Raw genomic sequence first — 25,113 nt, 5'->3', positions numbered from 1 at the left:
AAAACCGCCCCCAACGAGGGGGCGGAAACCACTAACCCCTATCAGCTACCCTTGCCGCCGCACTTGCCCGTGGCGACGTTGAAGTTGCCGCAGGACATCGGCTTGCGCCAATCCGAAATCAGATCCTTCGAGTCAGGGAGATAATCCGACCATTCGTCACCCACGACCTGTGGCGTCTGCTGCACGATTTCGAACTGCCCATCGGCCTGGATTTCACCGATCAGCACCGGCTTGGTGATGTGATGGTTCGGCATGACGGTGGAGTAACCGCCAGAAAGGTTCGGCACGGAAACGCCGATGATGCTGTCAAGAACCGCGTCCGTATCGGTCGTGCCTGCGGTTTCGACGGCCTTAACCCAGGCGTTGAAACCGATATAGGCGGCTTCCATCGGGTCGTTCGTCACGCGCTTGTCGTTCTTGGTAAACGCATGCCAGGTTTTGATGAATTCGGCGTTGACCTCGGTATCGACAGACTGGAAGTAGTTCCAGGCGGCAAGGTGGCCGACCAGCGGCGCGGTATCGAGACCGGCAAGCTCTTCTTCACCGACCGAGAAGGCGACGACCGGAATGTCCTCAGCCTTGATACCCTGGTTCGCCAGCTCCTTGTAGAAGGGCACGTTGGCGTCACCATTGATGGTGGAGACAACGGCGGTCTTCTTGCCGGCCGAGCCGAACTTCTTGATGTCGGACACGATCGTCTGCCAGTCGGACTGGCCGAACGGGGTGTAGTTGATCATGATGTCGTCTTCCTTGACGCCCTTCGACATCAGGTAGGCCTTCAGGATCTTGTTTGTGGTCTGCGGGTAGACATAGTCGGTACCGGCCAGAACCCAGCGCTCGACGCCTTCGGTCTTGGCGAGATAATCGACGGCCGGAATGGCCTGCTGGTTAGGCGCTGCACCCGTGTAGACGATGTTGCGGGAGGATTCTTCACCCTCATACTGCACCGGGTAGAACAGCAGGGAATTCAGCTCTTCGAAAACCGGCAGCACGGATTTGCGCGACGAAGATGTCCAGCAACCGAAAACGGCGGCGACCTTGTCCTGCGAAATCAGCTGGCGGGCCTTTTCGGCAAACAGCGGCCAGTCGGAGGCCGGGTCGACCACGACGGCTTCGAGCTTCTTGCCGAGAACGCCGCCCTTCTTGTTCTGCTCGTCGATGAGCATCAGCATGGCGTCCTTCAGCGTCGTCTCTGAAATCGCCATGGTGCCGGAAAGAGAATGCAGCACGCCTACCTTGATCGTATCGTCGGCGGCAAATGCGCCATGGAAGGCGGTGGTGGACATGATTGCGCCGAGCAGCGCGGCGCTAAGCGTCTTGCGGAATGTCATCGGAAGAACCCCTCTCCTTGTTTAGCCCTCACGGGGCTTCAGCGGCATCGTTGACCGCTGCTGGAAGGGACTATCGATCTCGCGGGCAAGAAACCGTATACGTCAATTGACGTAGGCGGGGTGGCGAAAGCTGCAGGGGGTGTTGGGGAGAGGGAAATCCCGGCCGGGGCAACCGATGTGAAACCTGGCGTTTCAACTTGCTTCTTCTCCGGCAGGCAAGACGAGAGCAGCAGCGGGTCGAGGGTGCGAGGTCGGAGGCAGACTGAGAAGTCGTCCCTTAATCCGGCGCTTCGCGCCACCTTCTCCCCGGCAGGGGAGAAGAAACGATCAGCAACGCTTCACATCAGGCGTGCGGCTTGTCGTCCCGCTCTTCGTCGCGGATCGCATCGTCATGATACCAGGAGCCGAAATCGACATGCGGCTGACGTGCCTCGCGCTCCAGATCGCTCAGCCCGATGTTACGGAACTTTGAGAGCCCCGCGCGTCCGCCGACCGGAAATTGAAAGATCGTTGCCGTTTCACGATAAAAGCCAGTTGCCATATCGAACATCTCACTTTGTTTGCATCGAAGCACTTTGATTGTGAAGCAAACCCGTTAGCTCTGGTTTAGCTCCATCTGATTAAAAAAAAATCACGTTGCGAAAAATATAGGCATTAAATGGTCATTCAGCAAGAAAAACCATTCCGGAAGCGCCGGTTTTTGGGGCAAATGCCGATCCGTCGTTCGCAATCGAAAACATTGCACCGCAACAGGGCATTTTGAGCCATGCCACCCGCTATCTGTTAGGAATCACTGACGAAACATTAGGGTTCGATTTATTTGCCGCAGTGCAGCATGAGCGGTTAATGGCCATAGCAGCCCCCTCGGCCCTGAGCATGCCTGAAAGATTTTTCGAAGAATTCGCAAAACATCGCCAATCTGGCACGCGGCATGCATCTATATGGCCAGCCCTTGAACGCGAATGTGCTTCCGGTGGCGAAAGCCACGGCAAGCCTCAAGGCTTCGCATTGTTACCTATGAGAGGTTCGTAATGACTAAGTTCAAACTCGAGTACATCTGGCTTGACGGTTATAAGCCGGTCCCCAACCTGCGCGGCAAGACACAGGTCAAGGAATTCGATGAATTCCCGACGCTCGAGCAGCTGCCGCTTTGGGGTTTTGATGGCTCGTCCACGCAGCAGGCCGAAGGCCACTCTTCGGATTGCGTGCTGAAGCCCGTCGCGATCTATCCCGATCCGGCCCGCACCAACGGCGTACTGGTCATGTGCGAAGTCATGATGCCTGACGGCGTCACCCCGCATGCATCGAACAGCCGCGCGACCATCCTCGACGACGAGGACGCATGGTTCGGCTTCGAACAGGAATATTTCTTCTACCAGGACGGCCGCCCGCTCGGCTTCCCCGAGCAGGGTTACCCGGCTCCGCAGGGTCCGTATTACACCGGCGTCGGCTTCAAGAACGTCGGCTCGGTTGCCCGCGAAATCGTTGAAGAACATCTCGACCTCTGCCTCGAAGCCGGCATCAACCACGAAGGCATCAATGCCGAAGTGGCCAAGGGCCAGTGGGAATTCCAGGTATTCGGCAAGGGCTCCAAGCGCGCCGCCGACCAGATCTGGATCGCCCGTTACCTGCTGCTGCGTCTTTGCGAACAGTACGGCATCGACGTCGAATTCCATTGCAAGCCGCTCGGCGATACCGACTGGAACGGTTCGGGCATGCATTGCAACTTCTCCACCAAGTTCATGCGTGAAGTTGGCGGCAAGGAGTATTTCGAAGCCCTCATGGCCGCTTTCGCCAAGAACTGGCAGGAGCACATCGACGTTTACGGTCCGGACAACCACCTGCGCCTGACCGGCAAGCACGAAACCGCTCCGTGGAACAAGTTCTCCTACGGCGTTGCCGACCGTGGCGCCTCGATCCGCGTTCCGCACTCCTTCGTCAACAACGGTTACCGTGGTTACCTCGAAGACCGTCGTCCGAACTCGCAGGGCTGCCCTTACCAGATCGCTTCCGTCGTTCTGAAGACGATTGCAGAAGTGCCGCTCGCAAAGTCGGCTGCTGCCTGATAACCCAAGAAATGGCGTCGCCCGCAACCGGGCGACGCCATTTTTATGTCCACCGAACGGCCGGACCGGACAGGCGACTTTTCGCCCTCTGCCCTGCGTGGAATATTCTTGCCTATGCGCAAACTCGAAGACGTTGCGTGGCTTTGACCAACCGCATCGGCTTTTCCGAAACCGCGACACGGTTTTCGGTCCGATGCTCTAAAGCAAGAAGGTGAGCGATGGGCATTCTCAAAAAATTCTCTCTCGAAAACCGCATCGCCATCATCACGGGCAGCGGCCGCGGCCTCGGTTTCGAAATCGCCAGGGCCTTTGCCGAGGCTGGCGCCCATGTGTGGCTGACCGGCCGTAACGCCGAGGCGCTGAAACAGGCAGCAGGCACACTTCGGCAAGCCGGCGGAAAAGCCGATTATGCCGCTTTCGACATTGCCGATACCGCCGCCGGAACTGCCCTCGTCCACCGCATCATGGACGAATTCGGCCATCTCGATATCCTCGTCAACAATGTCGGCGCACGCGACCGCCGCCCGCTTTCCGAATTCAGCGACGAGGACGTGCTGGAGCTTATCCGCACCGACCTCACCTCCTCTGTCTCGCTGTCGCGAGATGCCGCGCAAGCCATGAATTCCAACGGTTACGGCCGCATCATCACCATCACCTCCATTCTCGGCCACATCGTCAGGCCGGGCGATGCGATCTATCCCGTTGCCAAGCAGGGGCTGACCGGGCTGATGCGCGCAATCGCTGTCGAATATGGCGCGCGCGGCATCACCAGCAACGCCATTGCACCCGGCATGTTCGCCACGGAAACCAATGCGGCCCTTGCCGAAAACCCTGACATGGTCGCATTCGCCAAACTGCGCGTGCCGCTGGAACGCTGGGGCAGACCGGATGAAATCGCCGGTGCAGCCCTGTTTCTGGCCAGCGACGCCTCCTCCTTCGTCAACGGCCATGTGCTGACGGTGGATGGCGGCATGTCGGTGCGGCTGTGAGAATGGCAAAACACCTTTTGCGGAAAGGGGCTGGATCCTAGGCATGGCCGCACGGCAACGCATCATCCCCGTCAGGCGCGAATATAACCGCTGGGTCGCCAACCAGACGCTGGAAGATTATGCGCTGCGCTTCACCGCCAAAAGCGCCCGGCAATTTTCGTCCAACCGCATCTCCCACACCGCCATCGGCGCTATTTCCTTTCTGGCGCTGGAAGCGATCGGCGGCGCGATCACGCTGTCATACGGCACCACCAACGCCTTTTACGCCATCATCGTCGCGGCCATTGCCATGCTTGCCGTCGGCCTGCCGATCAGCCGTTACGCCATCCGTCACGGCGTCGATATCGATCTCCTGACACGCGGCGCGAGCTTCGGTTACATCGGCTCCACCATCACCTCGCTGATCTACGCCGCCTTCACCTTCATGCTCTTCGCCATCGAGGCGTCGATCATGTCCGGCGCGCTGGAGCTGGCGCTCGGCATTCCGCTGTGGATCGGCTACATCATCTCCGCCGTCATGGTCATTCCGCTCGTCACCCATGGCGTGCGCCTCATCAGCCGTTTCCAGATCATCACCCAGCCCTTCTGGATCGTGCTGAACGTATTGCCCTTCATCTTCATCGCTTTGATGGACTGGGAAAAATACGACCTGTGGCGGGCGTTTTCCGGCATTCATCACGCCTCCGGTCCGCCGGGCACCGTGGCCCATTTCAATCTGGTGGAATTCGGCGCGGCGTCTGCCGTCATCCTCGCGCTGATGTCGCAGATCGGCGAACAGGTGGATTTCCTGCGCTTCCTGCCCGCCGAGGGACAGAGCCGCCTGCGCCATCGCATCGCGGTCTTTCTGGCCGGTGCTGGCTGGGTCGTCGTCGGCGTGCCGAAGCTGCTGGCCGGTTCCTTCCTCGTGGTCTTGACCTTCAGTTCCGGCGTCTCGGTGGACCGCGCCGCCGATCCGGCCCAGATGTACCTGACCGCCTTCGGCTACATGATCCCCAACCATACGGCGGCCATGCTGCTGATGGTCGCCTTCGTGGTGGTCTCGCAGTTGAAGATCAACGTCATGAACGCCTATGCGGGCTCGCTCGCCTGGTCCAACTTCTTTTCCCGCCTCACCCACAGCCACCCCGGCCGCGTGGTCTGGCTGGTCTTCAACGTAGTGATCGCGCTGCTGTTGATGGAACTCGGCATCTATCGCCTGCTGGAAGAAACGCTCGGCATTTTTTCCATCGTTGCCATGGCCTGGCTCTGCACCATCTCGGCCGATCTGTTCATCAACAAGCCGCTCGGCCTTGCCCCACCGGGCATCGAGTTCAAGCGCGCCCATCTCTACGATATCAATCCCGTCGGCGTCGGCTCCATGGCGCTTTCGGCCACCATTGCGCTGATGGCGCATTTCGGCACCTTCGGCGCACTCGCTGCCTCGCTTGCGCCCTATCTCACCCTCATCGTCGCCTTCATCGCCTCGCCGCTGATCGCCTGGGGCACGAAGGGCAAATTCTATCTGGCCCGCAAGCCGCGCCAGAAATGGCGCGAGCTGAGCGCCATCACCTGCTCCATCTGCGAACACCCGTTCGAGCCGGAAGACATGGCATGGTGTCCAGCCTATGCGGCGCCGATCTGTTCGCTCTGCTGCTCGCTGGACAGCCGCTGCCATGACATGTGCAAGCCGAAGGCCAAACTCAACTATCAGGTCGCGACGGTCGCAAAATCTTTCCTGCCCCACCAACTGGTGGCAAAACTCGCCACACGGCTCGGACGTTATGGCATGGCGGCGGCCATCGCCGTCACCGCCATTGGCGGCATATTGGCGCTCATCGCCCATCAGGTCGGCACCGCCTCGCCGGCAACGGCTGACGTGGTCAACCGCACCATCCTCATCGTATTTTTCGTCTTTGCCGTCATTGCCGGCATCGTCTGCTGGTTTCTGGTTCTTGCCCATGACAGCCGGGTGGTCGCGGAAGAGGAATCCTCACGCCAGAACACGCTGCTGTTGAAGGAAATCGCCGCACACAAGAAGACTGACGCCGCCCTTCAGGACGCCAAGGAAACGGCTGAGGCCGCCAACCGCGCCAAGAGCCGCTACGTGGTCGGCCTCAGCCACGAATTGCGCACGCCGCTCAACGCTGTTTTGGGCTACGCCCAGATCCTCGAACGCGATGAGACCATTCCCGCGCCGCGGCAATCGGCCATCAAGGTCATTCGCCGTTCCGCCGACCATCTCTCCGGCCTGATCGACGGGCTTCTGGATATTTCCAAGATCGAGGCTGGCCGCCTGCAGGTCTATTCCAACGAGATCAATATTCAGGATTTCCTCGACCAGATCGTCGATATGTTTCGCCCGCAGGCGCAGGCCAAGGGTCTGGAATTCCGGCATGAACGCGCCCATTCCCTGCCGCAATATGTCCGCACGGATGAAAAGCGTCTGCGCCAGATCCTCGTCAACCTGCTCTCCAACGCCATCAAGTTCACCGACGAGGGCAGCGTCACCTTCGATGTCGCCTATCGCAGCCAGGTGGCGAGCTTCACGGTGTCGGATACCGGGCGCGGCATTGCCGAAAAAGATCTTGCCCGCATCTACGAGCCTTTTCAGCGCGGCGAGGCCGAAAGCGTGCGCCCCATGCCGGGCCTTGGCCTCGGCCTCACCATCACGAGGCTTCTGACCAACACGCTGGGCGGCGAGATTTCCGTCTCCAGCGAAAAGGACAACGGCTCCACCTTCCGCGTCCGTCTCATGCTATCGGCCGTGCACCGGCCAAGTACCGCACCTGCGCCGGAAAAAACCATTCGCTCCTATTCCGGCCCACGCCGCACCATCGTGGTGGTTGATGATAACGAGGATCACCGCGAGCTGATGCGGCAGGTGCTTTCGCCGCTCGATTTCGTGGTGCTGACCGCCCAGAGCGGACCGGAATGCCTGACACTCATCGAAGGCGTGCAGCCCGACCTCTTTCTCATCGATATCTCCATGCCCGGAATGTCCGGCTGGCAGCTTGTGACGAAGTTGCGTGAAGCAGGCCAGACGGCTCCGCTCATCATGCTCTCGGCCAATATCGGTGACGGCACCGTAGCGGGTGCCGGAGAAGACAATCACAACGACGCCATCGCCAAGCCGGTCGACATCCGCCACCTGTGCGACAGGCTTGCGGTGCATCTCGGCCTGAAATGGATTTACGATACCGACCTTCCCCCGGCACCCATCCCCCAGCCGCCGGCGCAGATCGTTCATCCCGGCGCAATTCATATCAAGGATTTGCAGAGGCTCGGCGAAATAGGCTACATACGCGGCATAGAGGCGAAACTCGCCGATCTCGCCCGCAACACGGACAACCTGCCCTTCACGCAAGAGCTTGGCACCTATGTGCAGGCCTTCGATCTGGCCGGTTACGCCCATTTTCTAAAGCGGTTTGAAGAGAACGACAGGGGAGACGGCAAGGCATGAGCGGGCAAGGCGCAGCACTGCCGAGAGACATTGTATTGCTGGTGGATGACAGCCCGGAAGCGCTGGGGTTCCTCACCGATGCGCTGGAACAGTCAGGCTTTTCGGCGCTGATCGCCACATCCGGTCAGGCCGCGCTCAACATTGCCGAACGCATCACGCCCGATATCATCCTGCTCGATGCGGTCATGCCGGCCATGGACGGTTTCGAAACCTGCCGCCGCCTGAAGGCCAACGCCGCCGTGGCCCAGGTGCCTGTCATCTTCATGACCGGGCTGACGGAAACCGAACATGTGGTGCGGGCGCTCGAATCCGGCGGTGTCGACTATCTGACCAAGCCGATCAACATCGATGAGCTGCGCGCCCGTATCCGTGTGCATCTCTCCAATGCCCGCTCGGCGCAGAGCGCCCGCGTGGCGCTTGATGCCGCCGGACGCCACCTGCTTGCCGTGCGCGCCAACGGCGCGATCCACTGGTCCACACCACAGGCAACCCGGCTGGTCAACGCCGCCACCGGCCGTGATGATGGGCTGGAGATTGTCGTTACCCATATTTCCGGCTGGCTGGCCGACAGGACAACAGTGGATTCCGCCCGCGATGCACCGCTGACGATCACCGAGGCCGGGCGGCCCGCTTTGCAGCTCTCCTTCCTCGGCGCAATGGGACCGGACGAATATCTCTTCCGTCTGACAGCCGCCAACGAGAAATCCGACGACCACCTGCTAAAGGACCACTTTGCCCTGACAACGCGGGAATCGGAAGTTCTGCTGTGGATTGCCAAAGGCAAATCCAACCGCGATATCGGCGATATTCTCGGCCTTTCCGCCAGAACCGTAAACAAACATCTGGAACAGATCTACGTCAAACTCGGTGTCGAAAACCGCGCCTCCGCCGCCGTCAAGGCCGCGCATATTTTGCATCAGGGGTGACGGCTGCATCTGATGTGACACGGTTGGATAAACATATATTTTCCGCTTAAGCGTAGAGCATCGACTTATTCGCCGAGCGAGTGCAGCATATTTCTTCTCCCCTCGAGGAAAGAAACAAGCGGCAACGCCGCAATACAGTCCCCCCAAAAAACATCACCTTCCATCCAACCCAAACCCCGCGCAGGGAGGTTCCCATGGACCATTTCATTATTCTCTCCGGCTGCTCCGGCGGCGGCAAATCAACCCTGCTTGCCGAGCTTGCTCACCGTGGTTTCGCGACCGTCGAGGAACCGGGGCGGCGCATCGTGATTGAGGAAACGAGAAATAACGGCACCGCCCTCCCCTGGATCGACCTGGAAGCCTTTGCCCGCCGGGCGATCGCCATGGCGCTGGAGGACCGGCAAAAGGCGCCAACGGAAGGCTTCGTCTTCTTCGACCGCGGCCTGATCGACGCCGGCTCAGCACTTCATCATATTAGCGGCGATGGCTTCATCGAAACGCTGCGGCGCACGCACCGCTATAACCCGCTGGTCTTCCTCACCCCGCCCTGGCCGGAGATCTACCGAGGCGACAGCGAGCGCAAGCACGGTTTCGAGGCGGCAGTGGAGGAATATCAACGCCTGCTGCACGACTATGCCCGTCTGGATTATGAGACGATTGTGTTGCCGAAAGCCCCCGTCACGGAACGTGCCGATATCGTGCTGGAGAGGCTGGCGGCTGAAGCTGGCTGAAGGGGCGATCGGAGCCAAGTGTTTCGAGCCTTTCCCATCACCGTCACTCCGTCTTTGAGACGGAATCCGTCTGACGTGCGGCTCGGAAAGTATTGTAGCCCAAGGACTTGGGCTGGCTGGGTGCTGACGCCGGAAATGCCCCGCACCAGAAAGCAGAAAGCCCGGTCTTGCGACCGGGCCTCCATATTGCAGTCCAGTAGGACTTACGTCCCCTGCTGGATGTAGGTGAACTTGCCGTCCGGGCCCTTCTTCCACTCGTACATGACGTAACCGGGAAGCTTCGGGTCGCCCTTCTCGTCGAAGGAGATATCGCCGAGTGCGGTCGGGAAGGTGCCCTTCTTCAGAGCTTCGGCAACCTTTTCCGGCTCAACGGAACCGGCAGCCTTGGCAGCACCGGCAATCGCCTGCAGGGCGGCGTAGGAGTAGAGCGTGTAGGCTTCCGGGTTGAAGCCGGCGGCCTTGAACTTCTCTACCAGTTCCTTGTTTTCAGGACGCAGCGTCGGATCGGGACCGAAGGTGTTCAGCGTGCCTTCGACGGCGTCGCCGGCGATGGAGGCAAGTTCGTTCGAGACGATACCGTCGCCCGAGATGAGCTTCGCCTTCAGACCCTGGTCAGCCGACTGGCGGATGATCAGACCGGCTTCGGTGTGCAGGCCACCCCAGTAGATAACGGAAACGCCGGCTTCCTTCATCTTGGAGATCAGTGCGGAGAAGTCCTTGTCGCCGACATTGACGCCTTCATACATGGCTTCCGTCAGGCCGGCCGCATTGGCTGCCTTCTTGGTTTCGTCGGCAAGGCCCTGACCATAGGGGGTCTTGTCGTGAATGATGGCGATCTTGGCGTCCTTGTAGTGGTCGGCCAGATATTTGCCGGCAATGCCACCCTGCTGGTCGTCACGACCGCAGGTGCGGAAGGTGTTCCACAGGCCACGCTCGGTGAAAACGGGGTTGGTCGCAGCAGGCGTTACTTCGAGAATGCCGTTTTCGGCATAAACTTCGGAAGCCGGAATGGAGACGCCGGAGTTGAAGTGACCGACGACGAACTTCACGCCATCAGCAACGAATTTGTTGGCAACCGAGATACCCTGCTTCGGGTCGGAAACGTCATCGCCGAGAACGATCTTGATCTGCTCGCCGTTGATGCCGCCTGCAGCATTGATATCCTTCGCAGCCTGTTCAGCACCCTTCTGAAGCTGAGCGCCAAATGCGGCGTTCGGGCCTGTCAGCGGGCCGCCGACAGCGATCACGATATCGGCCCAGGCCGAACCGCTGAAGGCGACCATGGCGGTCAGCGCAACGGCGGAAAGAAGAGACTTCTTCATTACTATACTCCCAGTTCCTTTGGATGGGTTGACTACCAGGACCTGTTCAGTACCCACCTTAACCGAACAGGAAACGTTCCACTCACGCGAGTATCGTGCAGCCGGAGGAATCCGGCTGTCAATCTTTCTTTTTATATGAAAATGCCGACGTCCGATCGTAGAGCCAATAGTAGTTATTGACCATCTGGCTCGTCCTGCGCATGCGGAAACCGATGCTGGAAAAAGCCAGAAGAAGAACGACGTCAAACACGTAGTAGAAGCCGTTGATGAACGGCCCGTTGAAAAGCGCGAAATGCAGAAACCGCATCACGAGCCCCAAAGCCAGCGTATAGATCACCACACGCGGGAAATCGCCCCAGCCATCGGCGACGGATCTGCCCGTGCGCCACGCCGTCCAGAAACCAAGAAGAACAACCAGTGCGCGCAGAATATAACGCACGCCGCTATCGGTCTCGAATAAAAGGCCCTGCATCTTCTTTCCCCATCAGCGCCGGGATGCAAATGTCCGGCCCTGCCTTGTTTGTCGTCCCGCCGTTTTTCCGGCAGGCATTTTATTGTTTGCCACCGGCCATTTCCCCTTCGAAAACGGCCGGGCGCTGTTCGTTATCTTGCGCCGCAAAATTTCCGGCGCAAGTAAAATCTTTCAGTGCCGGCCGCCTTCGAGATAGGCCGCGCGTACCTGCGGATCAGCCAGCAATTCCCTGCCCGAACCGCTCATCGTCACCTTGCCGTTGACCATCACATAGGCGCGGTCGGAAAGCTTCAGTGCCGCAAAGGCGTTCTGCTCCACGAGGAAGACGGTCAGGCCCTCTTCCTGGTTGAGCTTCTTGATGGCCTCGAAGATGCCCTTGACGATCAGCGGGGCAAGGCCCAGCGACGGTTCGTCCAGAAGCAGCAGTTTCGGCCGTGCCATCAGCGCGCGGCCGATGGAGAGCATCTGCTGCTCGCCGCCGGAAAGCGTACCGCCACGCTGGCTCTGACGTTCTTTCAGCCGCGGGAACATGACGAAAATCTTCTCGACGTCCTCTTTGAAATATTTGAGGTTGTCGAGATTGGCGCCCATCTGCAGGTTTTCCAGCACCGTCATGCGCGGGAAAATCCGGCGGCCCTCGGGTGACTGGGCAATACGCTTGCGGGCGATGAGGTGCGTCGGCAGGCGGGTAATGTCTTCGCCGTCGAACGTCACCTGGCCAGTGCGCGCCTGCGGGCTGCCGCAGATGGTCATCATCAGTGTCGATTTGCCGGCGCCGTTGGCGCCGATAAGGCTGACGATCTCGCCCTTGTTGACCTCGACATCGACACCGGCCAATGCCCGGATGTTACCGTAATAGGTTTCGACACCCTGTACTTTGAGAAGCGGTTCACCGGACATCAGGCCACTCCTCCGTCGAGTTCTTCCGCAATCACGTCTTCCACTTCATCATCCTCGACACCCAGATAGGCGGCGATGACCTTCGGGTCGTTCTTCACATGGTCCGGCGAACCGTCGGAAATCTTCTGGCCGTATTCGAGAACCACGACGTGATCGGAAATCTGCATCACCACCGACATGTCGTGCTCGATCAGAAGCAGCGACGTGCCTTCGTCGCGGATACCGCGCAGCAGCGCATTGAGCGCCAGCGATTCCTTCGGGTTGAGACCGGCCGCCGGTTCATCGAGGCACAGAAGTTCCGGCCCCGTGCACATGGCGCGGGCAATTTCCAGACGGCGCTGCGCGCCATAGGGCAAATCGCCGGCCGGGTCGTCGGCGCGGTCGGTCAGATCGGCCTTGTCCAGCCAGTATTTGGCCTTATCGATCGAACTGTTGACCGCCCTCTTGTAGGCGGGCAGGCCGAGAAGACCGAGAATGGTGTAGCCCGATGCCTTCATAAGCGCATTATGCTGCGCCACCAGCAGGTTTTCCAGAACCGTCAGACCCGAAAACAGGCGGATGTTCTGGAAGGTACGCGCCACCTTCGCCTTCTTGGTGATCTCGAAATCCGGCAGGCGCTCCAGAAGATGCGCCTCGCCGTTTTGCTGACGCATGGTGATCATGCCCATCGTCGGCTTGTAGAAGCCGGTGATGCAGTTGAAAACCGTGGTCTTTCCAGCACCGTTCGGGCCGATCAGCGCCGTGATCTCGCCACGCTTCGCCTCAAAGGAGAAGTCATTGATGGCCATCAGGCCGCCAAACCGCATCGAGAGATGTTCGACCTTGAGGATCGTGTCGCCAGTTAGATTGGGTGTCATGTTTGTCGTTCCGGAAGCCATCAACCGTGACCTTCCTTGGTAAAGCTGCCCGAGACGGCCTTGCGTTCCCTGAGGAAGGCCGTCGGTTCTCGTGAGCCGACAAAGCCGCGCGGCTTGAACAGCATGACGATGACCATGGCGAGACCGAACAGCAGCATGCGGTAGAGTTCCGGCGTGAAATCAGGCCCGAAGACATGCTTCAGGAATTCCATTTCGCGCAGCAGCTCCGTGCCGCCGACCATGACGAGGGCGGCAATGGCGATGCCCGTGAGCGAACCCATGCCGCCGAGAACGACAATGGCGAGGATGACGGCCGATTCCAGGAAGACGAAGCTTTCCGGCGATACGAAACCCTGACGGGCGGCGAAGAACGAACCGGCGAAACCGCCAAACATCGCGCCTGTCGCAAAAGCGGTAAGCTTGGTGATAACGGTATCGATGCCGAGCGAGCGGCAGGCGATTTCGTCTTCACGCAACGCTTCCCACGCCCGGCCGATCGGCATGCGGCGCAGCTTGATGGTGACGTAAGCCGTCAGCATGCACAGAAGCAGGATCACGTAGAACAGGAAGATCTTGTAATAGGCCGACGACATCGTCAGGCCGAAGGCCTTGGCGAAATTGTTCGGCGCGCCGACATCGAAGGACCAGATGCCGAAGATAGACGCCTTGGCGATGCCGGAAATGCCGAAGGTGCCCTTGGTCACATCCGTCCAGTTCAACAGCACGAGACGGATGATTTCACCGAAGGCGAGCGTGACGATGGCAAGATAGTCGCCACGAAGTCTGAGCACCGGGAAGCCGAGAATGATGCCCCAGAAGCCTGCGAGAATGCCGGCCACCGGCAGAAGCACCCAGAAGGACAGGCCGAGATGGCTTGACAGCAGCGCGTAGGAATAGGCGCCCACCGCATAGAAGGCCACATAACCGAGATCGAGCAGGCCCGCGAGGCCGACGACGATGTTGAGGCCCCAGGCCAGCATCACATAGATCAGGATCTGGATGCCGAAATTGTCGACGAATTTCAGCGAGCCCTGAAAACCGAACAGCTGCACGGCGACGACGGGGTAAAGCAGCAGCAGGACAAGCGCGAGCTTCAGGAAGTGCTTGTGGAAAAAGCCTTTTTCCTCGGAGATTTCCAGAATGCCGCTTTTGGCCTTGGCAAGCTTGCGGCGATCCATCGACGGCCGGATGAAGCCGACCATCAGGAAACGGCCGATGGCGGCGACGCCGACGAAGATCGACAGAAGCCCCCAGCGGGTGCCCCAGATAAGCTGGTTGTTGATGTCCTGATAGGTGACGATACCGACGTATAGAATGAACATGCCGAGCGAGACGATGCCCGCAAAGATGCCTTCCTTCACCGCCGTTGCCATCAGGCTCGGGCTGGAAGTGTCGTTTTCGGAAGCGATATTGGTCATGGGATCACACCTTCTCGACTTCCGGACGACCGAGAATGCCGGTCGGCTTGAAGATCAGCACGAAAGCCAGGATGCCGAATGCCGCGACGTCCTTGTAGGCAATGGAGAAATAGGCGGACCAGAGAGATTCGATGAGGCCGATCAGGAGACCGCCGAGAACGGCACCCGGAAGCGAACCGATACCGCCGAGAACCGCTGCGGTAAACGCCTTGACACCCGGAATGAAGCCATCGTTGAACGATGCGACACCGTAATACATCAGATACATCGTACCGGCGACCGCCGCGAGTGCGGCACCCATGATGAAGGTGATCGAGATCGTCTTGTCGACATCCACACCCAGAAGGGCCGCCATCTTGCGGTCCTGTTCCGTGGCGCGCTGCGCCCGGCCGAGCGGAGTCTTGTTGACGATGTACCAGAAGGCGAACAGCAGCACCGACGTCACCGCCATGATGATGAACTGCTTCAGCGAGACGGTGATGGAGCCGAAATGGTAGCTGTCCGTCACCATTGACGGGATCGGCTTGTTACGCGGACCCTGTGTCACCTGGATGAAGTTGGACAGCGCGATCGACATGCCGATGGCGGTGATCAGCGGCGCAAGGCGGAACGAGCCTCTGAGCGGACGGTAGGCCACGCGCTCGATCACCCAGTTCCACAGGCCGGTCATCAGCATGGCGACGACCATCATCAAAATCAGAAGAAGCGCCACCGGAATACCGGCAAAAAACGATGTTGCGATCAGAAAAACGATCAGCGCGGCGAAACCGCCAAGCATGAAAATATCGCCATGAGCGAAGTTGATCATGCCGATGATGCCGTAGACCATCGTATAGCCAATTGCGATGAGGCCGTAGATCGATCCAAGAGTCAGCCCGTTGATGAGCTGCTGGATAAAATACTCCATGTCTTTCCCCTGGGCATGACCTCTAATGAGCCACGCCTCGTTTATGTTAATTATAGGGAGAACCTTTTCGATTAGCCCCCACCTGCAAAATGCATATCGTGTTCGCTAAAAATGTGAAGTCAAAAACGGGCGATCCTGCACAAAATTTGGAATTTCCACATTCGTTGCCGTTTTCCCGATCAGAATAGCCAGGATTTCGGCAGTAAGTGCTAAAAAATTGGCGTTCGAATGCTTATTTCAGTGTTGCCTGACGCATTGTTTGACGGGTGGCGGGCAAAAGAGTAGCGAAATAGAGGGGTAAAGGATCCCCGGCACGAAATGGCAACGGCAACAAGATGATCGACATATTGACGAAAGCGGCGCTGGACGCCGGGCAGGCAATCATGGCGGTCCATCGCGCCGGGCCACACGTATCGTACAAGGACGATTGCTCGCCCGTGACCGAGGCAGACCAGCGGGCGGAGGTGATCATTCTGCAGGCACTGGCTGCGCATTTTCCCCAAATCCCGGTCATTGCCGAAGAAGCGGTCTCGAACGGCATTCTGCCGGAGACAGGCACGGAATTTTTTCTGGTCGATCCGCTGGATGGGACCAAGGAATTCATTTCCGGCAAGGATGATTTTACCGTCAATATCGCCCTGATCAGAAACGGCGTGCCGGTTGCAGGCGTGGTTTATGCCCCCTGCCGCGGCCAGGCCTGGACCGGCAAGGACAACAGCGCCGAAAAGCTCGCAATATCAGGCGAAGGAGCGATCCTCGCGCGCCACCCCATCCGGGCACGCCAGCGCGGCGCCTCCCCCGTGGCGCTGATCAGCCGCTCGCACTGTACCGCGAAAACGGAAGCCTTCGTGGCCGAACACGGCCTGAAAGACTGCATTTCCGTCGGTTCCTCACTGAAATTCTGCATGCTGGCGGAAGGTGCTGCCGATATCTATCCCCGCTTCAGCCGCACCATGATGTGGGATACGGCGGCAGGCGACGCCGTACTGCGCGCCGCCGGTGGCAGAACGCTGGATTGCGAGGGCCGGCTGCTTGCCTATGAGGTGAGAGGCGATGGTGAGGATGCACTCGCCAACCCGGATTTCATTGCCGAGGGCGCAATGGCAGCGACGGTGGAAATTGCGACATAAGCCTGCGAGGAGACCGCTAGACCTCCTTCGGTGATCAGGCGTTTTTAGGCGTTCGCTTCGGTGTCTGCGGCTTACCCCCCTTTGCCCTGCCGGGCATCTCTCCCACAGGTGGGGAGATCGACTCGTGGCAAGGTCTCGCAGATCTCAATGTTTGAGAATGAAGCGACGGTAAAGCCGCTTGCCGATCTCCACCCTTGTGGGGGAGATGCCCGGCAGGGCAGAGGGGGGTAAGCCGCATACGCCGAGCCCCAAAATCAGTTCCTCTATATCGATCATACCGGCGTTGAACCGGTATCTCGGAAAATAATTTCATCCCCGCTCATCCCCGCCCCGCCCCGCCGCATCACAATCGCCGGCGAACAGCCACGGAGCGCGGAAGAGACATCATGACTGAACAGACGGCGAGACTTAGACTTCCTTATATCCTGCCCTCGCAGGCACAGAAACACGTCACCCACAACGAGGCGCTGCAGCGGCTGGACGCGATCGTCCAGCTGGTCGTCAAGGACGTGGTCGCCGCCCCGCCCGACAATGCGCCGGAGGGAGACTGCTTCCTGCTCTCGCTTGACGCCGCTGGCGACTGGGCGGGCAAGGGCGGGAAGCTTGCCTTCCGGCAGGACGGTGCATGGCTGCTGATAGCGCCGCAACCCGGCTGGACGGCATGGTTTGCCAGCGAGGGTAAACATCGCGTCCTACGGGACAGCGCATGGCGGGACGTGCCGCTGCCTGCCGCGGCGACCCTCGAAAGGCTTGGCATTGGCACACAGGCCGATACCACCAACCGTCTGGCGCTTGCCGCCCCCGCCAGCCTCTTCACCCACACAGAAGAGAACGGCGACCACCGCATGGCGATCAACAAGGCGGCAAAGGCCGATACCGCCTCGCTGCTGTTCCAGTCCGGCTGGAGCGGCCGGGCGGAAATGGGCCTTGCAGGCAATGACGGTTTTTCGATCAAGACCAGCGCCGACGGCATTTCCTGGCACACGGCCCTTTTGTGCAGCGGCGACGGCAGGGTCACGATGCCGAACCGGCCCGTGGTTCTGGCCAGCCTGCCTTCGGGCACGACGAGGCCGGTCAACGGCTCGGCTTCAGGGTTTTCCATGCTCTTCATCGACGAGGGTGGTTTCGTTCTCGGCGACGCGGTCGGCACAGGCGGCGGAAGGGAACTCGTCGTTCCCGTGAAAGGTCTCTATCTGGCCACCCTGTCGCTTGCCGTGGTGTCCTCCTCCGGGCACCGGGTTTCGCTTGCCGTCAACGGAGCGGCTGGCGGCCTCACTGTAGCGGGCAACGCCTCCAATGCCGGCACCTCGCAGTCGACGACCCTTATCCTCCCCCTCAATGCCGGCGATCGCCTGCGGCTGTTGCATGAGGGAGCCGCGGAATTCGCCCACGGCAGCGGGAAAACGTGCCTTTCGCTTGCGGCGTTGTGAGGAAAACAACCGATGGACGATAAAAAACACGATTTTTGGAAAAATTTTTTCCCGACAAAATAAGGCGACTCGAACAGATCGGGCGAAACCGTTCAAATTCTTAATAAATTGTCACGAACTGCTTAGGCAATTTTTAAAGGTACGGGGCTAAAGTTCCCGTCATATGGTCTTGAGTTTGTATAGAGTGTCCAATGACCGAAATGATACGCCCACGAGTTAAATATGTCATCGGCCCCGATGGCAGCCCTCTGACGATTGCGGATCTTCCGCCGTCAAATACCCGTCGATGGGTTATTCGCAGAAAGGCAGAGGTCGTCGCCGCCGTGCGCGGAGGACTGCTGAGCCTTGAGGAAGCCTGCGAGCGTTATACGCTCACCGTCGAAGAATTCCTGTCCTGGCAGTCGTCGATTGCCGATCACGGCCTTGCAGGCCTGCGCACCACGCGCATTCAGCAATATCGCCACTAAACCAGTGCGCCGGCGCGGCAACGCGCCCAAACCGAACTTCCAAAACGCCCCGTCGCATCGACGGGGCTTTCGGTTTGATTTTGGATTTCCCCTGAAAATTGCCAGACACAGCCGGTGACTGTCACCGGTTTGTGTCCACTGCGTTCGCTATCCCGCTGTTTCAATTCAGGCGCAGGCAGTTACAGTGGAAAAAACGAAAAGCAATGCGAAGGCAGAGATCATGGATATCAAGACAACCGAAACCGGATCGCGCGGCGAATATTCGGCAACCATCGACGGCCACAAGGCCGAGATGACCTATTCGCGCACCTCCCCTTCCCTCATCATCATCGACCATACCGGCGTGCCCGATGCACTGCGGGGCAAGGGTGTCGGCCAGGCGCTCGCCGCCCATGCCATCGATGAAGCGCGCAAGGGCGGCTGGAAAATCATTCCGCTCTGCCCTTTCTTCAAGGCTCAGACGCTACGCCACCCTGACTGGGCAGATGTTATCAAGGGGTAACTAGCCAGACCGGCTGAGGCTCGGGACAAAACCTCAAGTTTGTTTTTTAGCGAAAGCGGAGCCCACACGCTCCGTCACCCCGGCCAAGAGCCGGGGTCCAGCCAGCTCAAATCCTTGAGCTTAAGGGAATCTTCCGCCGCGCAGACGCGCGTCGGCTGGATGCCGGATCAGGCCCGGCATGTCGAAGGATAGGTTTCAGGCTGCCAGCAATCACGCCACCTTCAGCGGCGGTGTTCCTGCATGTATGCTCCTTCGAACTTCGGCCCGAAATTCCGGCGTATCCTCGGCGCCATGCACTGCCACGGCATGTTGAACCGCCGCTTCCATGAGCTCCTCCGGCGTATCGGCTGAGATGGCGATCGAGCATTTGCTGTCGCTCGGGAATTCGCGGCAATCGATATATTGGCGGGCCATTTGTTTCCTCCCCGCTTCTGGCCCACCCGCGTCCGCGCAGGGCGCGCGTGGGACAAGCCTCCGGCTCTTGGTCGGAACTTCACCAAATTACGCCTTTCCCCGGCCCCGGACAATCGAAAACGCAGGGATTCCCTGCGTCCCTGCCCCGCAAGAAACCGACCGGGCAAGGCGCTGCGGTGCGCCAAAGCAAAAGGCCGCCAACGAGGGGCGGCCTTCCAGAAAAAAGCATGGGCATCCCGTCATTGAAAGCCGCCTCCTGATCCACCGGCAGCCGTCAATGAGGACGATCCTTATATGATCTTGCGCCAATACCTAGGCGCGGGCGCGGATCGCTCCGTCGCGGTTTTCCAGTGCCGCCGCCTTTTCATATTCGGCCTGCACCTCTTCCAGAGAAGCCTCTGCGGCTTCCTGCTGGGTCTTCAGCTCCCGGATAGAGACCTGAAGATTGTCCGCACGCTGACGCGCGGCCTTGGCGAAGGTCGGATATGCGAAGTGGGTCGGATCGGTAATGCCGGACTTGCTCTCTTCCAGCGATATCTGATGCACCAGTTCCTTTGCCATCCGCTCAAACTCGGACATCATCTGCTGCAACTGGCTAAGTTGCCGGCGTTTTTCGTTAACCTGAAATTCTTTCAGGCGAACCAGGCTGTCACGCGACTTCATACGCAATACTCCATGGATAGCGAGACCCGGATCAAAAAGGCACTATGCCCCCTCGATCGGCCCGTTTAACCCGCCCGCTCAACCGGCCCGGTTAACCCGTTGTGCCGGAATGATTCCCAAAAGTTACCCGGCGTTAATAAAAAAACGCCGCCGTTAACCTTTCGTTTACGGGCATCGTTAATGATAAACACGATCATTTAAGGGTCGGTAAATGCCAGGTCCAAAAAAACGGGCCCGACGATGTAAGAGTCGATTGAATCACTTAGCGAGATATCCTCACGTTAAGCTTCAATTTTGGCGATGGTGGATTCACGTGCAAAAACAGCGAAATGCCAACTTTGCTTAATAAATTCGATACACCTTGCCAAAGGCAATTAGAATTTGTTAACCATTTGGTGGCAGCCTGCAAATCAGGCAACGTCTGGATCCGCATCGCGCGAGGCAATGATTTACCAATCTGCGGGCGGCAAAGGGGATAATTATGCGGGTTCTACTTATTGAAGACGACAGCGCAACAGCGCAGAGCATCGAACTGATGCTCAAGTCGGAAAGTTTTAACGTCTACACGACCGACCTCGGCGAGGAAGGCGTGGACCTCGGTAAACTCTACGATTACGACATTATTCTTCTCGATCTCAACCTGCCCGACATGTCGGGTTACGAGGTCTTGAGAACCTTGCGCCTTTCCAAGGTCAAGACACCCATCCTCATCCTCTCCGGCATGGCCGGCATCGAGGACAAGGTTCGTGGTCTCGGCTTCGGCGCAGACGACTACATGACAAAGCCGTTCCACAAGGACGAGCTTGTTGCCCGTATTCACGCAATCGTCCGCCGTTCCAAGGGCCATGCGCAATCGGTCATCTCCACCGGCGAGCTGATCGTCAATCTCGATGCCAAGACGGTTGAAGTGGGCGGCCAGCGCGTTCACCTGACCGGCAAGGAATATCAGATGCTTGAGCTGCTTTCGCTGCGCAAGGGCACGACGCTGACCAAGGAAATGTTCCTGAACCACCTTTATGGCGGCATGGACGAACCGGAACTGAAGATCATCGACGTCTTCATCTGCAAGCTGCGCAAGAAGCTCGCAAATGCCGCCGGCGGCGCAAACTACATCGAAACCGTCTGGGGCCGCGGTTATGTCCTGCGCGAGCCTGATGGAGCCACGGAATTTCTCGAAACCGCCTGATCCCCTTCAGGATATGGCAGTTTTTAAAAGACCCGCTGGCGACAGCGGGTTTTTTGTTGCGATTTCATGATTGGATAGTGCCATGGACCATTCTATCCCCACCCTCAGAACGGAACGCCTGATTTTGCGCCCGCAGATCATGGCGGATTTCCCCGCCTATAGAGACTTTATGGCGTCAACCCGCTCCATCGGCGTCGGCGGACCATATGACCTGCCGTCAACCTGGGGCGTTTTTTGTCACGATCTCGCCAACTGGCATTTTTTCGGCCACGGGGCGCTGATGATCGAAATTGGCGAAACCGGGCAATGTATCGGCCAGGTCGGCATCAATCACGGCCCGCTATTTCCCGAAAAGGAACTGGGCTGGCTGCTTTATGGCGGCCAGGAAGGCCACGGTTACGCTGCGGAAGCGGCCTCTGCACTGCGCGACTGGGCATTCGAGACCCTGAAATTGCAGACGCTGGTCAGCTATGTCTCGCCGCGCAACAGCAAATCTGCAGCAGTTGCACAGCGCCTGGGCGGTGTTATCGACCCATCGGCACCACGGTCTGATCCCGAAGACCTTGCCTATCGGTATCATCCGCAAAAAGTGACCTGAAGGATCGGGACGTCGCGCAACGGTTCATCGAGACGTCCCGAACACCTGTCTTAATGCATTTCCACGTTCAGGAAGCCGACAATCGCCTCCGCGATCTGCCGGTGGATGGCCAGGCGGTCCCTGCCCCCGCCGTCACGGCAGACGAAACCTTCCCCCGGTGAAAGCTCCTCGACGATTTTTTCGCCGTTTGGCTTGCATGTCTGCATGAAGCTGAAATGGCTGGCATCCGGTATTTCGCGATAAACCGTGGTCGCCTTTGGCAGATTGCGGGCGATATATTCCGAATCAGCCTTGATGGCGGCAATCTCGGGCGTTTCCACACCGGCGGCCAGAACCAGAACCGGTACATCGACACGTTTCAGTGTTTCCGGCAGGAAACCGGCGGCCGGGCCAGCGTCCAGCGCAATCACCGCGCGGATGCGAGCATCGCGCAAATCTATCGAAAGGCGTGGATCGGCCTTGCCACCGTTAACGATCCCGACCTTGGCCAGCAACCGTGGCGCCTTGCATTGCGGCAGAACCTTCTCCGCATTGCAGTCTTTTAGCGCGAGATCGGCGCTGTAGCGGGCGCCAGTCAGCTCCATAGCGGTCCAGCCTCCGAGAGAATGGCCGATGACCGCGATGCGTGCCCTGTCGATTTTTCCAGCGAGTTGATCGTTATCGAGCAACGCCGTCAACGTTCTGCTGATGTCGCGCGGGCGTTCCCATAACGGCACGATCTCCATCGCATTCTCTTCAGTGAATGATTCGCCCGCGTGATCCGGCGCGGCCACGATATAACCCTGCTGAACAAGCTCACCGGCGATCCAGTTCAGATTGCGCCAGCTTCCGCCAAATCCGTGTGACAGCAACACCAAAGGACGGGAACCGGCCAGAAACGACGCATCAGCTTGAACCTCGAGACCATAAAAGGCAGCATTTTCGCCCACCGTCTCAGTTTTTCCCGATGGTGCGGACGGATACCACAATGACAGGTTCAGCATTCGCGTGCCCGAATCATCGGACAATTCCAGCTGTCTGAAACCAATAGCGTTCTCCGCCATCACGGGCGCAGCGGTGGAGAGGATGGCGATGGCGACCACAAGAAAATAGCGCATGTGAAGCTCCAAAAATTGATCTTGGATCAACCCTTGGTTCAAACCGCCACCGTCCGAGACCTCGAACAGGTTTCAGGACGCCCTGAAACGCGATTGAGACGGCACGGTGGGAATGCGCAGTACTAAACCCCCACCACCCGCTCGAAAAGCCGGATGGGATTGCCCCGGAATGTCGAATCGCGAAACAGGCGGAAGCCGAAACGGGCGGCGATGACGAGCGAGGGGGTGTTGAGCGGGTCGATCATGCAGACGGTCCGCTGCGAAATTCCGCTGCGATCAAACCACCCTGTTGCCGCCGCCACCGCCTCGGTCGCGACGCCCTTGCCGTTCAGATCAGCATCGATTTTCCACATCGCTTCTGGCACGCCATCGAAATCGGTGCCGTTTCCACGGCGCATATGGGCAAAGCCCACCTCGCCGACGATACGCCCGGAGCTTGCCTCCTCCACGACAAAGGGACCGAAGCCGAAGACCGACCAATGGCCGATGAAGCGTAAAAGACGGGCAAAGGCGATTTCGGGGTCCAGCGGCGTAATCGATGTGACCCCTTCGATGGGCCGGACATCCGCGCTCCAGAACGCACAATAAAGCGCTTCATCCGTGATGGCGTGCGGCCGCAGGACGAGGCGCGCGGTTGTCAGACGTGTCATGAACCTCTTCCCCAAAAGCAAAAAAGGCCGGCGCGTCGGAAAACGCTACCCGGCCCTTTCACAAAACTACCTCTGCAACTGAACGATCACGCGGCAACCGTCTTTGCGGTAAATACGATGCGATCCTCATGCACCTTGTATTCCACGGCCATATCGGCCTCCTCCGCCAGAAGCAGCGTGTAATAGGGCTGTACGGAATGTGCGTCGACCGCCTCTTCCAGCCTGCCTTCGTAGATCTCGGCGAATTTGGCCGGAATGCGCATCATCTTGCCCTTGACGGTGATTTCGAATTTGGCGTCACCCTCCGGATCTTCCAGCACCACATCCACATTACCCCCGCGCGGGATCGCGCTGTAGGACACGAGAAAGAGGTTGAGCAAAAGTTTGACACGATTTTTCGCGACGATGGCGCGTGGGCCGTTCCAGGTCACTTCGGCCTTCTTTTCGGCGGCAGCGAAATCCTTGGCGGCTTTTTCAGCCTCGCCGGTATCGATCGAAGCGCCAGCGGAGCCGGACGCGCCGAAAGCAAGGCGGGCGAACTTCAGCCGCACGGATGCGTTAAGAGCGGATGTGCGGATGAGATCCAGCGCATCGTCATCGGTGCCGCCCTCGTCCAGCAATTCGAGGCCGTTATTGATGGCGCCGACAGGAGAGATCACGTCATGGCACACACGACTGCACAGAAGAGCTGCCAGATCGGGACCGGACAGCGTGATATTGAGTTTGCTCGTCATAAAATTCTCTCCTGCGCAAGGGAGGCGCGGACGGTGTGGAAATTGTTAAGCCATAATGACACCATATTTGGTAAACCGATTGTTAATAGGATGGTTTCAAAATGCCAAATGCCTTAACAGGCCACCCTGGAGCGCCCTGCGTCCGTTCGGATGTATAAAGGATGCTCTGGAACTTTGAATCTTCGCATGGGCCCTGCCGAAAATCGATTCGGATTTTCGGGCTGATGCACCAACAAACAGACGGACGGACATGACGATGCGCCTTACGAAAACCCGCACCATTGCACGCCTCGGACTGGGAAAGATTTTTGCGCTCCTTGCCAGCCTTTTGATGTGGGCCGCACCGGCCTCGGCCCAGAACAGCGATCAATATTCTTTTCAGGAAGTCGTGGATGCAGGCCACGGATTCTTCGGTGAAACCACCGGCGGCCTCGCCAAGGTGGTGGAACGCGCCTTCCAGCAATACGGTCTTCCGAACGGTTATATTCTGGGGCAGGAAGGCTCCGGCGCTTTCGTCGCGGGCCTCACCTATGGCGAAGGCACGCTTTATACCAAGAATGCCGGCCAGCATCCCGTCTTCTGGCAAGGCCCGTCGCTCGGCCTCGATTACGGCGGCCAAGGCACCCGCGCCATGATGCTGGTCTACAACCTGCCTTCGGTCGATTCGCTTTATCGCCGTTACGGCGGCGTCAGCGGCTCCGCCTTCATCGTCGCCGGCGTCGGCATGACTTATCTGAAAAGCAGCGATGTCACGCTGGCACCCATTCGCACCGGCATCGGCGCGCGCCTCGGCATCAATGTCGGCTACCTGAAGCTTACCCAGGAACCGACCTGGAACCCCTTCTGACGCTGAGATGGGGAGGCACTCTTGCGGCTCCCCGCGC

25 protein-coding genes are annotated in these 25,113 nt (G+C 59.0%); 12 read left to right on the top strand and 13 right to left on the bottom strand.

Annotated features, from left to right (window positions below; translation table 11 throughout):
• Positions 1–41 precede the first annotated feature (41 nt).
• Together urtA and J5276_RS02165 are read right to left on the bottom strand one after the other, a co-directional pair.
• Positions 42–1,331, bottom strand: coding sequence for an urea ABC transporter substrate-binding protein (gene urtA, locus J5276_RS02170; protein ID WP_111784103.1), 1,290 nt, complete (start codon positions 1,329–1,331; stop codon positions 42–44).
• Positions 1,332–1,674: 343 nt separating this feature from the next.
• A complete protein-coding gene (locus tag J5276_RS02165; protein WP_162632864.1) occupies positions 1,675–1,881 on the bottom strand; it encodes a DUF2735 domain-containing protein in 207 nt (68 codons plus the stop codon).
• 481 nt (positions 1,882–2,362) lie between these two features.
• Here J5276_RS02165 and J5276_RS02160 point away from each other — a divergent pair, with 481 nt between their 5' ends.
• The 5 genes from J5276_RS02160 to J5276_RS02140 all read left to right on the top strand — a co-directional run bounded on the left by J5276_RS02160 (position 2,363) and on the right by J5276_RS02140 (position 9,482).
• Positions 2,363–3,397, top strand: a complete 1,035-nt coding sequence (locus J5276_RS02160) for a glutamine synthetase beta-grasp domain-containing protein (protein ID WP_003510168.1) — start codon at positions 2,363–2,365, stop codon at positions 3,395–3,397.
• A gap of 218 nt (positions 3,398–3,615) precedes the next feature.
• Entirely contained in the window at positions 3,616–4,386 is a 771-nt protein-coding gene (locus tag J5276_RS02155; protein ID WP_112154308.1) for an SDR family oxidoreductase, read from the top strand.
• 43 nt (positions 4,387–4,429) lie between these two features.
• Positions 4,430–7,825, top strand: coding sequence for an ATP-binding protein (locus J5276_RS02150; RefSeq protein ID WP_112154309.1), 3,396 nt, complete (start codon positions 4,430–4,432; stop codon positions 7,823–7,825).
• Positions 7,822–8,751, top strand: coding sequence for a response regulator (locus J5276_RS02145; protein WP_003513933.1), 930 nt, complete (start codon positions 7,822–7,824; stop codon positions 8,749–8,751). The genes J5276_RS02150 and J5276_RS02145 overlap by 4 nt, the downstream gene beginning before the upstream one ends.
• A gap of 194 nt (positions 8,752–8,945) precedes the next feature.
• A complete protein-coding gene (locus J5276_RS02140) occupies positions 8,946–9,482 on the top strand; it encodes an AAA family ATPase (protein WP_112154310.1) in 537 nt (178 codons plus the stop codon).
• 203 nt (positions 9,483–9,685) lie between these two features.
• Here J5276_RS02140 and J5276_RS02135 read toward each other — a convergent pair whose 3' ends face one another.
• From J5276_RS02135 to J5276_RS02110, 6 genes are all read right to left on the bottom strand, one after another.
• Positions 9,686–10,804: a branched-chain amino acid ABC transporter substrate-binding protein gene (locus J5276_RS02135; RefSeq protein ID WP_003513936.1), complete on the bottom strand. Its 1,119-nt coding sequence runs from the start codon at positions 10,802–10,804 to the stop codon at positions 9,686–9,688.
• Positions 10,805–10,922: 118 nt separating this feature from the next.
• Positions 10,923–11,276: a DUF6867 family protein gene (locus J5276_RS02130; protein ID WP_003513938.1), complete on the bottom strand. Its 354-nt coding sequence runs from the start codon at positions 11,274–11,276 to the stop codon at positions 10,923–10,925.
• 171 nt (positions 11,277–11,447) lie between these two features.
• The gene (locus tag J5276_RS02125) at positions 11,448–12,176 is read right to left on the bottom strand and encodes an ABC transporter ATP-binding protein (protein WP_003513939.1); all 729 of its coding nucleotides are present in this window, start codon (positions 12,174–12,176) and stop codon (positions 11,448–11,450) included.
• Positions 12,176–13,054 carry an ABC transporter ATP-binding protein gene (locus tag J5276_RS02120; RefSeq protein WP_019565106.1) on the bottom strand — a complete coding sequence of 293 codons (879 nt, stop codon included), beginning with the start codon at positions 13,052–13,054 and terminating at the stop codon, positions 12,176–12,178. The genes J5276_RS02125 and J5276_RS02120 overlap by 1 nt, the downstream gene beginning before the upstream one ends.
• On the bottom strand, positions 13,054–14,406 hold the full coding sequence (gene livM, locus J5276_RS02115; protein ID WP_370647612.1) for a high-affinity branched-chain amino acid ABC transporter permease LivM: 1,353 nt from the start codon (positions 14,404–14,406) through the stop codon (positions 13,054–13,056). The genes J5276_RS02120 and livM overlap by 1 nt, the downstream gene beginning before the upstream one ends.
• 49 nt (positions 14,407–14,455) lie before the next feature.
• Entirely contained in the window at positions 14,456–15,358 is a 903-nt protein-coding gene (locus J5276_RS02110) for a branched-chain amino acid ABC transporter permease (RefSeq protein WP_003513958.1), read from the bottom strand.
• Positions 15,359–15,693: 335 nt separating this feature from the next.
• Between J5276_RS02110 and cysQ the strand changes: the two genes are divergently transcribed.
• The 4 genes from cysQ (at position 15,694) to J5276_RS02090 (ending at position 18,887) form a co-directional block, all read left to right on the top strand.
• Positions 15,694–16,488 (top strand): 3'(2'),5'-bisphosphate nucleotidase CysQ, encoded by a 795-nt coding sequence (gene cysQ / locus J5276_RS02105; protein ID WP_112154312.1) that lies wholly within the window; start codon positions 15,694–15,696, stop codon positions 16,486–16,488.
• 386 nt (positions 16,489–16,874) lie between these two features.
• Positions 16,875–17,918 (top strand): DUF2793 domain-containing protein, encoded by a 1,044-nt coding sequence (locus J5276_RS02100; RefSeq protein WP_112154313.1) that lies wholly within the window; start codon positions 16,875–16,877, stop codon positions 17,916–17,918.
• A gap of 191 nt (positions 17,919–18,109) precedes the next feature.
• Entirely contained in the window at positions 18,110–18,385 is a 276-nt protein-coding gene (locus tag J5276_RS02095) for a DUF1153 domain-containing protein (RefSeq protein WP_003513963.1), read from the top strand.
• Between the two features lie 220 nt (positions 18,386–18,605).
• Positions 18,606–18,887 (top strand): GNAT family N-acetyltransferase, encoded by a 282-nt coding sequence (locus J5276_RS02090; protein ID WP_003513965.1) that lies wholly within the window; start codon positions 18,606–18,608, stop codon positions 18,885–18,887.
• Positions 18,888–19,097: 210 nt separating this feature from the next.
• Here the strand turns inward: J5276_RS02090 and J5276_RS02085 are convergent, their stop codons facing one another.
• Together J5276_RS02085 and J5276_RS02080 are read right to left on the bottom strand one after the other, a co-directional pair.
• On the bottom strand, positions 19,098–19,301 hold the full coding sequence (locus J5276_RS02085; protein ID WP_003513967.1) for a DUF1059 domain-containing protein: 204 nt from the start codon (positions 19,299–19,301) through the stop codon (positions 19,098–19,100).
• 312 nt (positions 19,302–19,613) lie between these two features.
• Positions 19,614–19,964, bottom strand: a complete 351-nt coding sequence (locus J5276_RS02080) for a flagellar export protein FliJ (RefSeq protein WP_013636730.1) — start codon at positions 19,962–19,964, stop codon at positions 19,614–19,616.
• Between the two features lie 481 nt (positions 19,965–20,445).
• Between J5276_RS02080 and ctrA the strand changes: the two genes are divergently transcribed.
• Positions 20,446–21,150, top strand: coding sequence for a response regulator transcription factor CtrA (gene ctrA / locus J5276_RS02075; protein ID WP_003491823.1), 705 nt, complete (start codon positions 20,446–20,448; stop codon positions 21,148–21,150).
• 82 nt (positions 21,151–21,232) lie between these two features.
• A complete protein-coding gene (locus tag J5276_RS02070) occupies positions 21,233–21,748 on the top strand; it encodes a GNAT family N-acetyltransferase (protein ID WP_112154314.1) in 516 nt (171 codons plus the stop codon).
• Positions 21,749–21,798: 50 nt separating this feature from the next.
• Here J5276_RS02070 and J5276_RS02065 read toward each other — a convergent pair whose 3' ends face one another.
• From J5276_RS02065 to chpT, 3 genes are all read right to left on the bottom strand, one after another.
• Positions 21,799–22,845: an alpha/beta fold hydrolase gene (locus J5276_RS02065; protein ID WP_162632863.1), complete on the bottom strand. Its 1,047-nt coding sequence runs from the start codon at positions 22,843–22,845 to the stop codon at positions 21,799–21,801.
• Between the two features lie 122 nt (positions 22,846–22,967).
• Positions 22,968–23,495, bottom strand: a complete 528-nt coding sequence (locus J5276_RS02060) for a GNAT family N-acetyltransferase (protein ID WP_013636733.1) — start codon at positions 23,493–23,495, stop codon at positions 22,968–22,970.
• Positions 23,496–23,581: 86 nt separating this feature from the next.
• Positions 23,582–24,229 carry a histidine phosphotransferase ChpT gene (gene chpT / locus J5276_RS02055; protein ID WP_003513974.1) on the bottom strand — a complete coding sequence of 216 codons (648 nt, stop codon included), beginning with the start codon at positions 24,227–24,229 and terminating at the stop codon, positions 23,582–23,584.
• Positions 24,230–24,479: 250 nt separating this feature from the next.
• Here chpT and J5276_RS02050 point away from each other — a divergent pair, with 250 nt between their 5' ends.
• Positions 24,480–25,076, top strand: a complete 597-nt coding sequence (locus J5276_RS02050; RefSeq protein ID WP_003513975.1) for a DUF1134 domain-containing protein — start codon at positions 24,480–24,482, stop codon at positions 25,074–25,076.
• Positions 25,077–25,113 lie beyond the last annotated feature (37 nt).

Source organism: Agrobacterium sp. S7/73 (assembly GCF_019355535.1).
GTDB classification, from domain to species: domain Bacteria; phylum Pseudomonadota; class Alphaproteobacteria; order Rhizobiales; family Rhizobiaceae; genus Agrobacterium; species Agrobacterium tumefaciens.
This window is presented reverse-complemented; position numbering and strand designations above follow the sequence as displayed.

Coding starts and splice junctions, on each gene's coding strand:
- urtA (WP_111784103.1), bottom strand. CDS start 1,331: ATGACATTCCGCAAGACGCTTAGCGCCGCGCTGCTCGGCGCAATCATG.
- J5276_RS02165 (WP_162632864.1), bottom strand. CDS start 1,881: ATGTTCGATATGGCAACTGGCTTTTATCGTGAAACGGCAACGATCTTT.
- J5276_RS02160 (WP_003510168.1), top strand. CDS start 2,363: ATGACTAAGTTCAAACTCGAGTACATCTGGCTTGACGGTTATAAGCCG.
- J5276_RS02155 (WP_112154308.1), top strand. CDS start 3,616: ATGGGCATTCTCAAAAAATTCTCTCTCGAAAACCGCATCGCCATCATC.
- J5276_RS02150 (WP_112154309.1), top strand. CDS start 4,430: ATGGCCGCACGGCAACGCATCATCCCCGTCAGGCGCGAATATAACCGC.
- J5276_RS02145 (WP_003513933.1), top strand. CDS start 7,822: ATGAGCGGGCAAGGCGCAGCACTGCCGAGAGACATTGTATTGCTGGTG.
- J5276_RS02140 (WP_112154310.1), top strand. CDS start 8,946: ATGGACCATTTCATTATTCTCTCCGGCTGCTCCGGCGGCGGCAAATCA.
- J5276_RS02135 (WP_003513936.1), bottom strand. CDS start 10,804: ATGAAGAAGTCTCTTCTTTCCGCCGTTGCGCTGACCGCCATGGTCGCC.
- J5276_RS02130 (WP_003513938.1), bottom strand. CDS start 11,276: ATGCAGGGCCTTTTATTCGAGACCGATAGCGGCGTGCGTTATATTCTG.
- J5276_RS02125 (WP_003513939.1), bottom strand. CDS start 12,176: ATGTCCGGTGAACCGCTTCTCAAAGTACAGGGTGTCGAAACCTATTAC.
- J5276_RS02120 (WP_019565106.1), bottom strand. CDS start 13,054: ATGGCTTCCGGAACGACAAACATGACACCCAATCTAACTGGCGACACG.
- livM (WP_370647612.1), bottom strand. CDS start 14,406: ATGGCAACGGCGGTGAAGGAAGGCATCTTTGCGGGCATCGTCTCGCTC.
- J5276_RS02110 (WP_003513958.1), bottom strand. CDS start 15,358: ATGGAGTATTTTATCCAGCAGCTCATCAACGGGCTGACTCTTGGATCG.
- cysQ (WP_112154312.1), top strand. CDS start 15,694: ATGATCGACATATTGACGAAAGCGGCGCTGGACGCCGGGCAGGCAATC.
- J5276_RS02100 (WP_112154313.1), top strand. CDS start 16,875: ATGACTGAACAGACGGCGAGACTTAGACTTCCTTATATCCTGCCCTCG.
- J5276_RS02095 (WP_003513963.1), top strand. CDS start 18,110: ATGACCGAAATGATACGCCCACGAGTTAAATATGTCATCGGCCCCGAT.
- J5276_RS02090 (WP_003513965.1), top strand. CDS start 18,606: ATGGATATCAAGACAACCGAAACCGGATCGCGCGGCGAATATTCGGCA.
- J5276_RS02085 (WP_003513967.1), bottom strand. CDS start 19,301: ATGGCCCGCCAATATATCGATTGCCGCGAATTCCCGAGCGACAGCAAA.
- J5276_RS02080 (WP_013636730.1), bottom strand. CDS start 19,964: ATGAAGTCGCGTGACAGCCTGGTTCGCCTGAAAGAATTTCAGGTTAAC.
- ctrA (WP_003491823.1), top strand. CDS start 20,446: ATGCGGGTTCTACTTATTGAAGACGACAGCGCAACAGCGCAGAGCATC.
- J5276_RS02070 (WP_112154314.1), top strand. CDS start 21,233: ATGGACCATTCTATCCCCACCCTCAGAACGGAACGCCTGATTTTGCGC.
- J5276_RS02065 (WP_162632863.1), bottom strand. CDS start 22,845: ATGCGCTATTTTCTTGTGGTCGCCATCGCCATCCTCTCCACCGCTGCG.
- J5276_RS02060 (WP_013636733.1), bottom strand. CDS start 23,495: ATGACACGTCTGACAACCGCGCGCCTCGTCCTGCGGCCGCACGCCATC.
- chpT (WP_003513974.1), bottom strand. CDS start 24,229: ATGACGAGCAAACTCAATATCACGCTGTCCGGTCCCGATCTGGCAGCT.
- J5276_RS02050 (WP_003513975.1), top strand. CDS start 24,480: ATGACGATGCGCCTTACGAAAACCCGCACCATTGCACGCCTCGGACTG.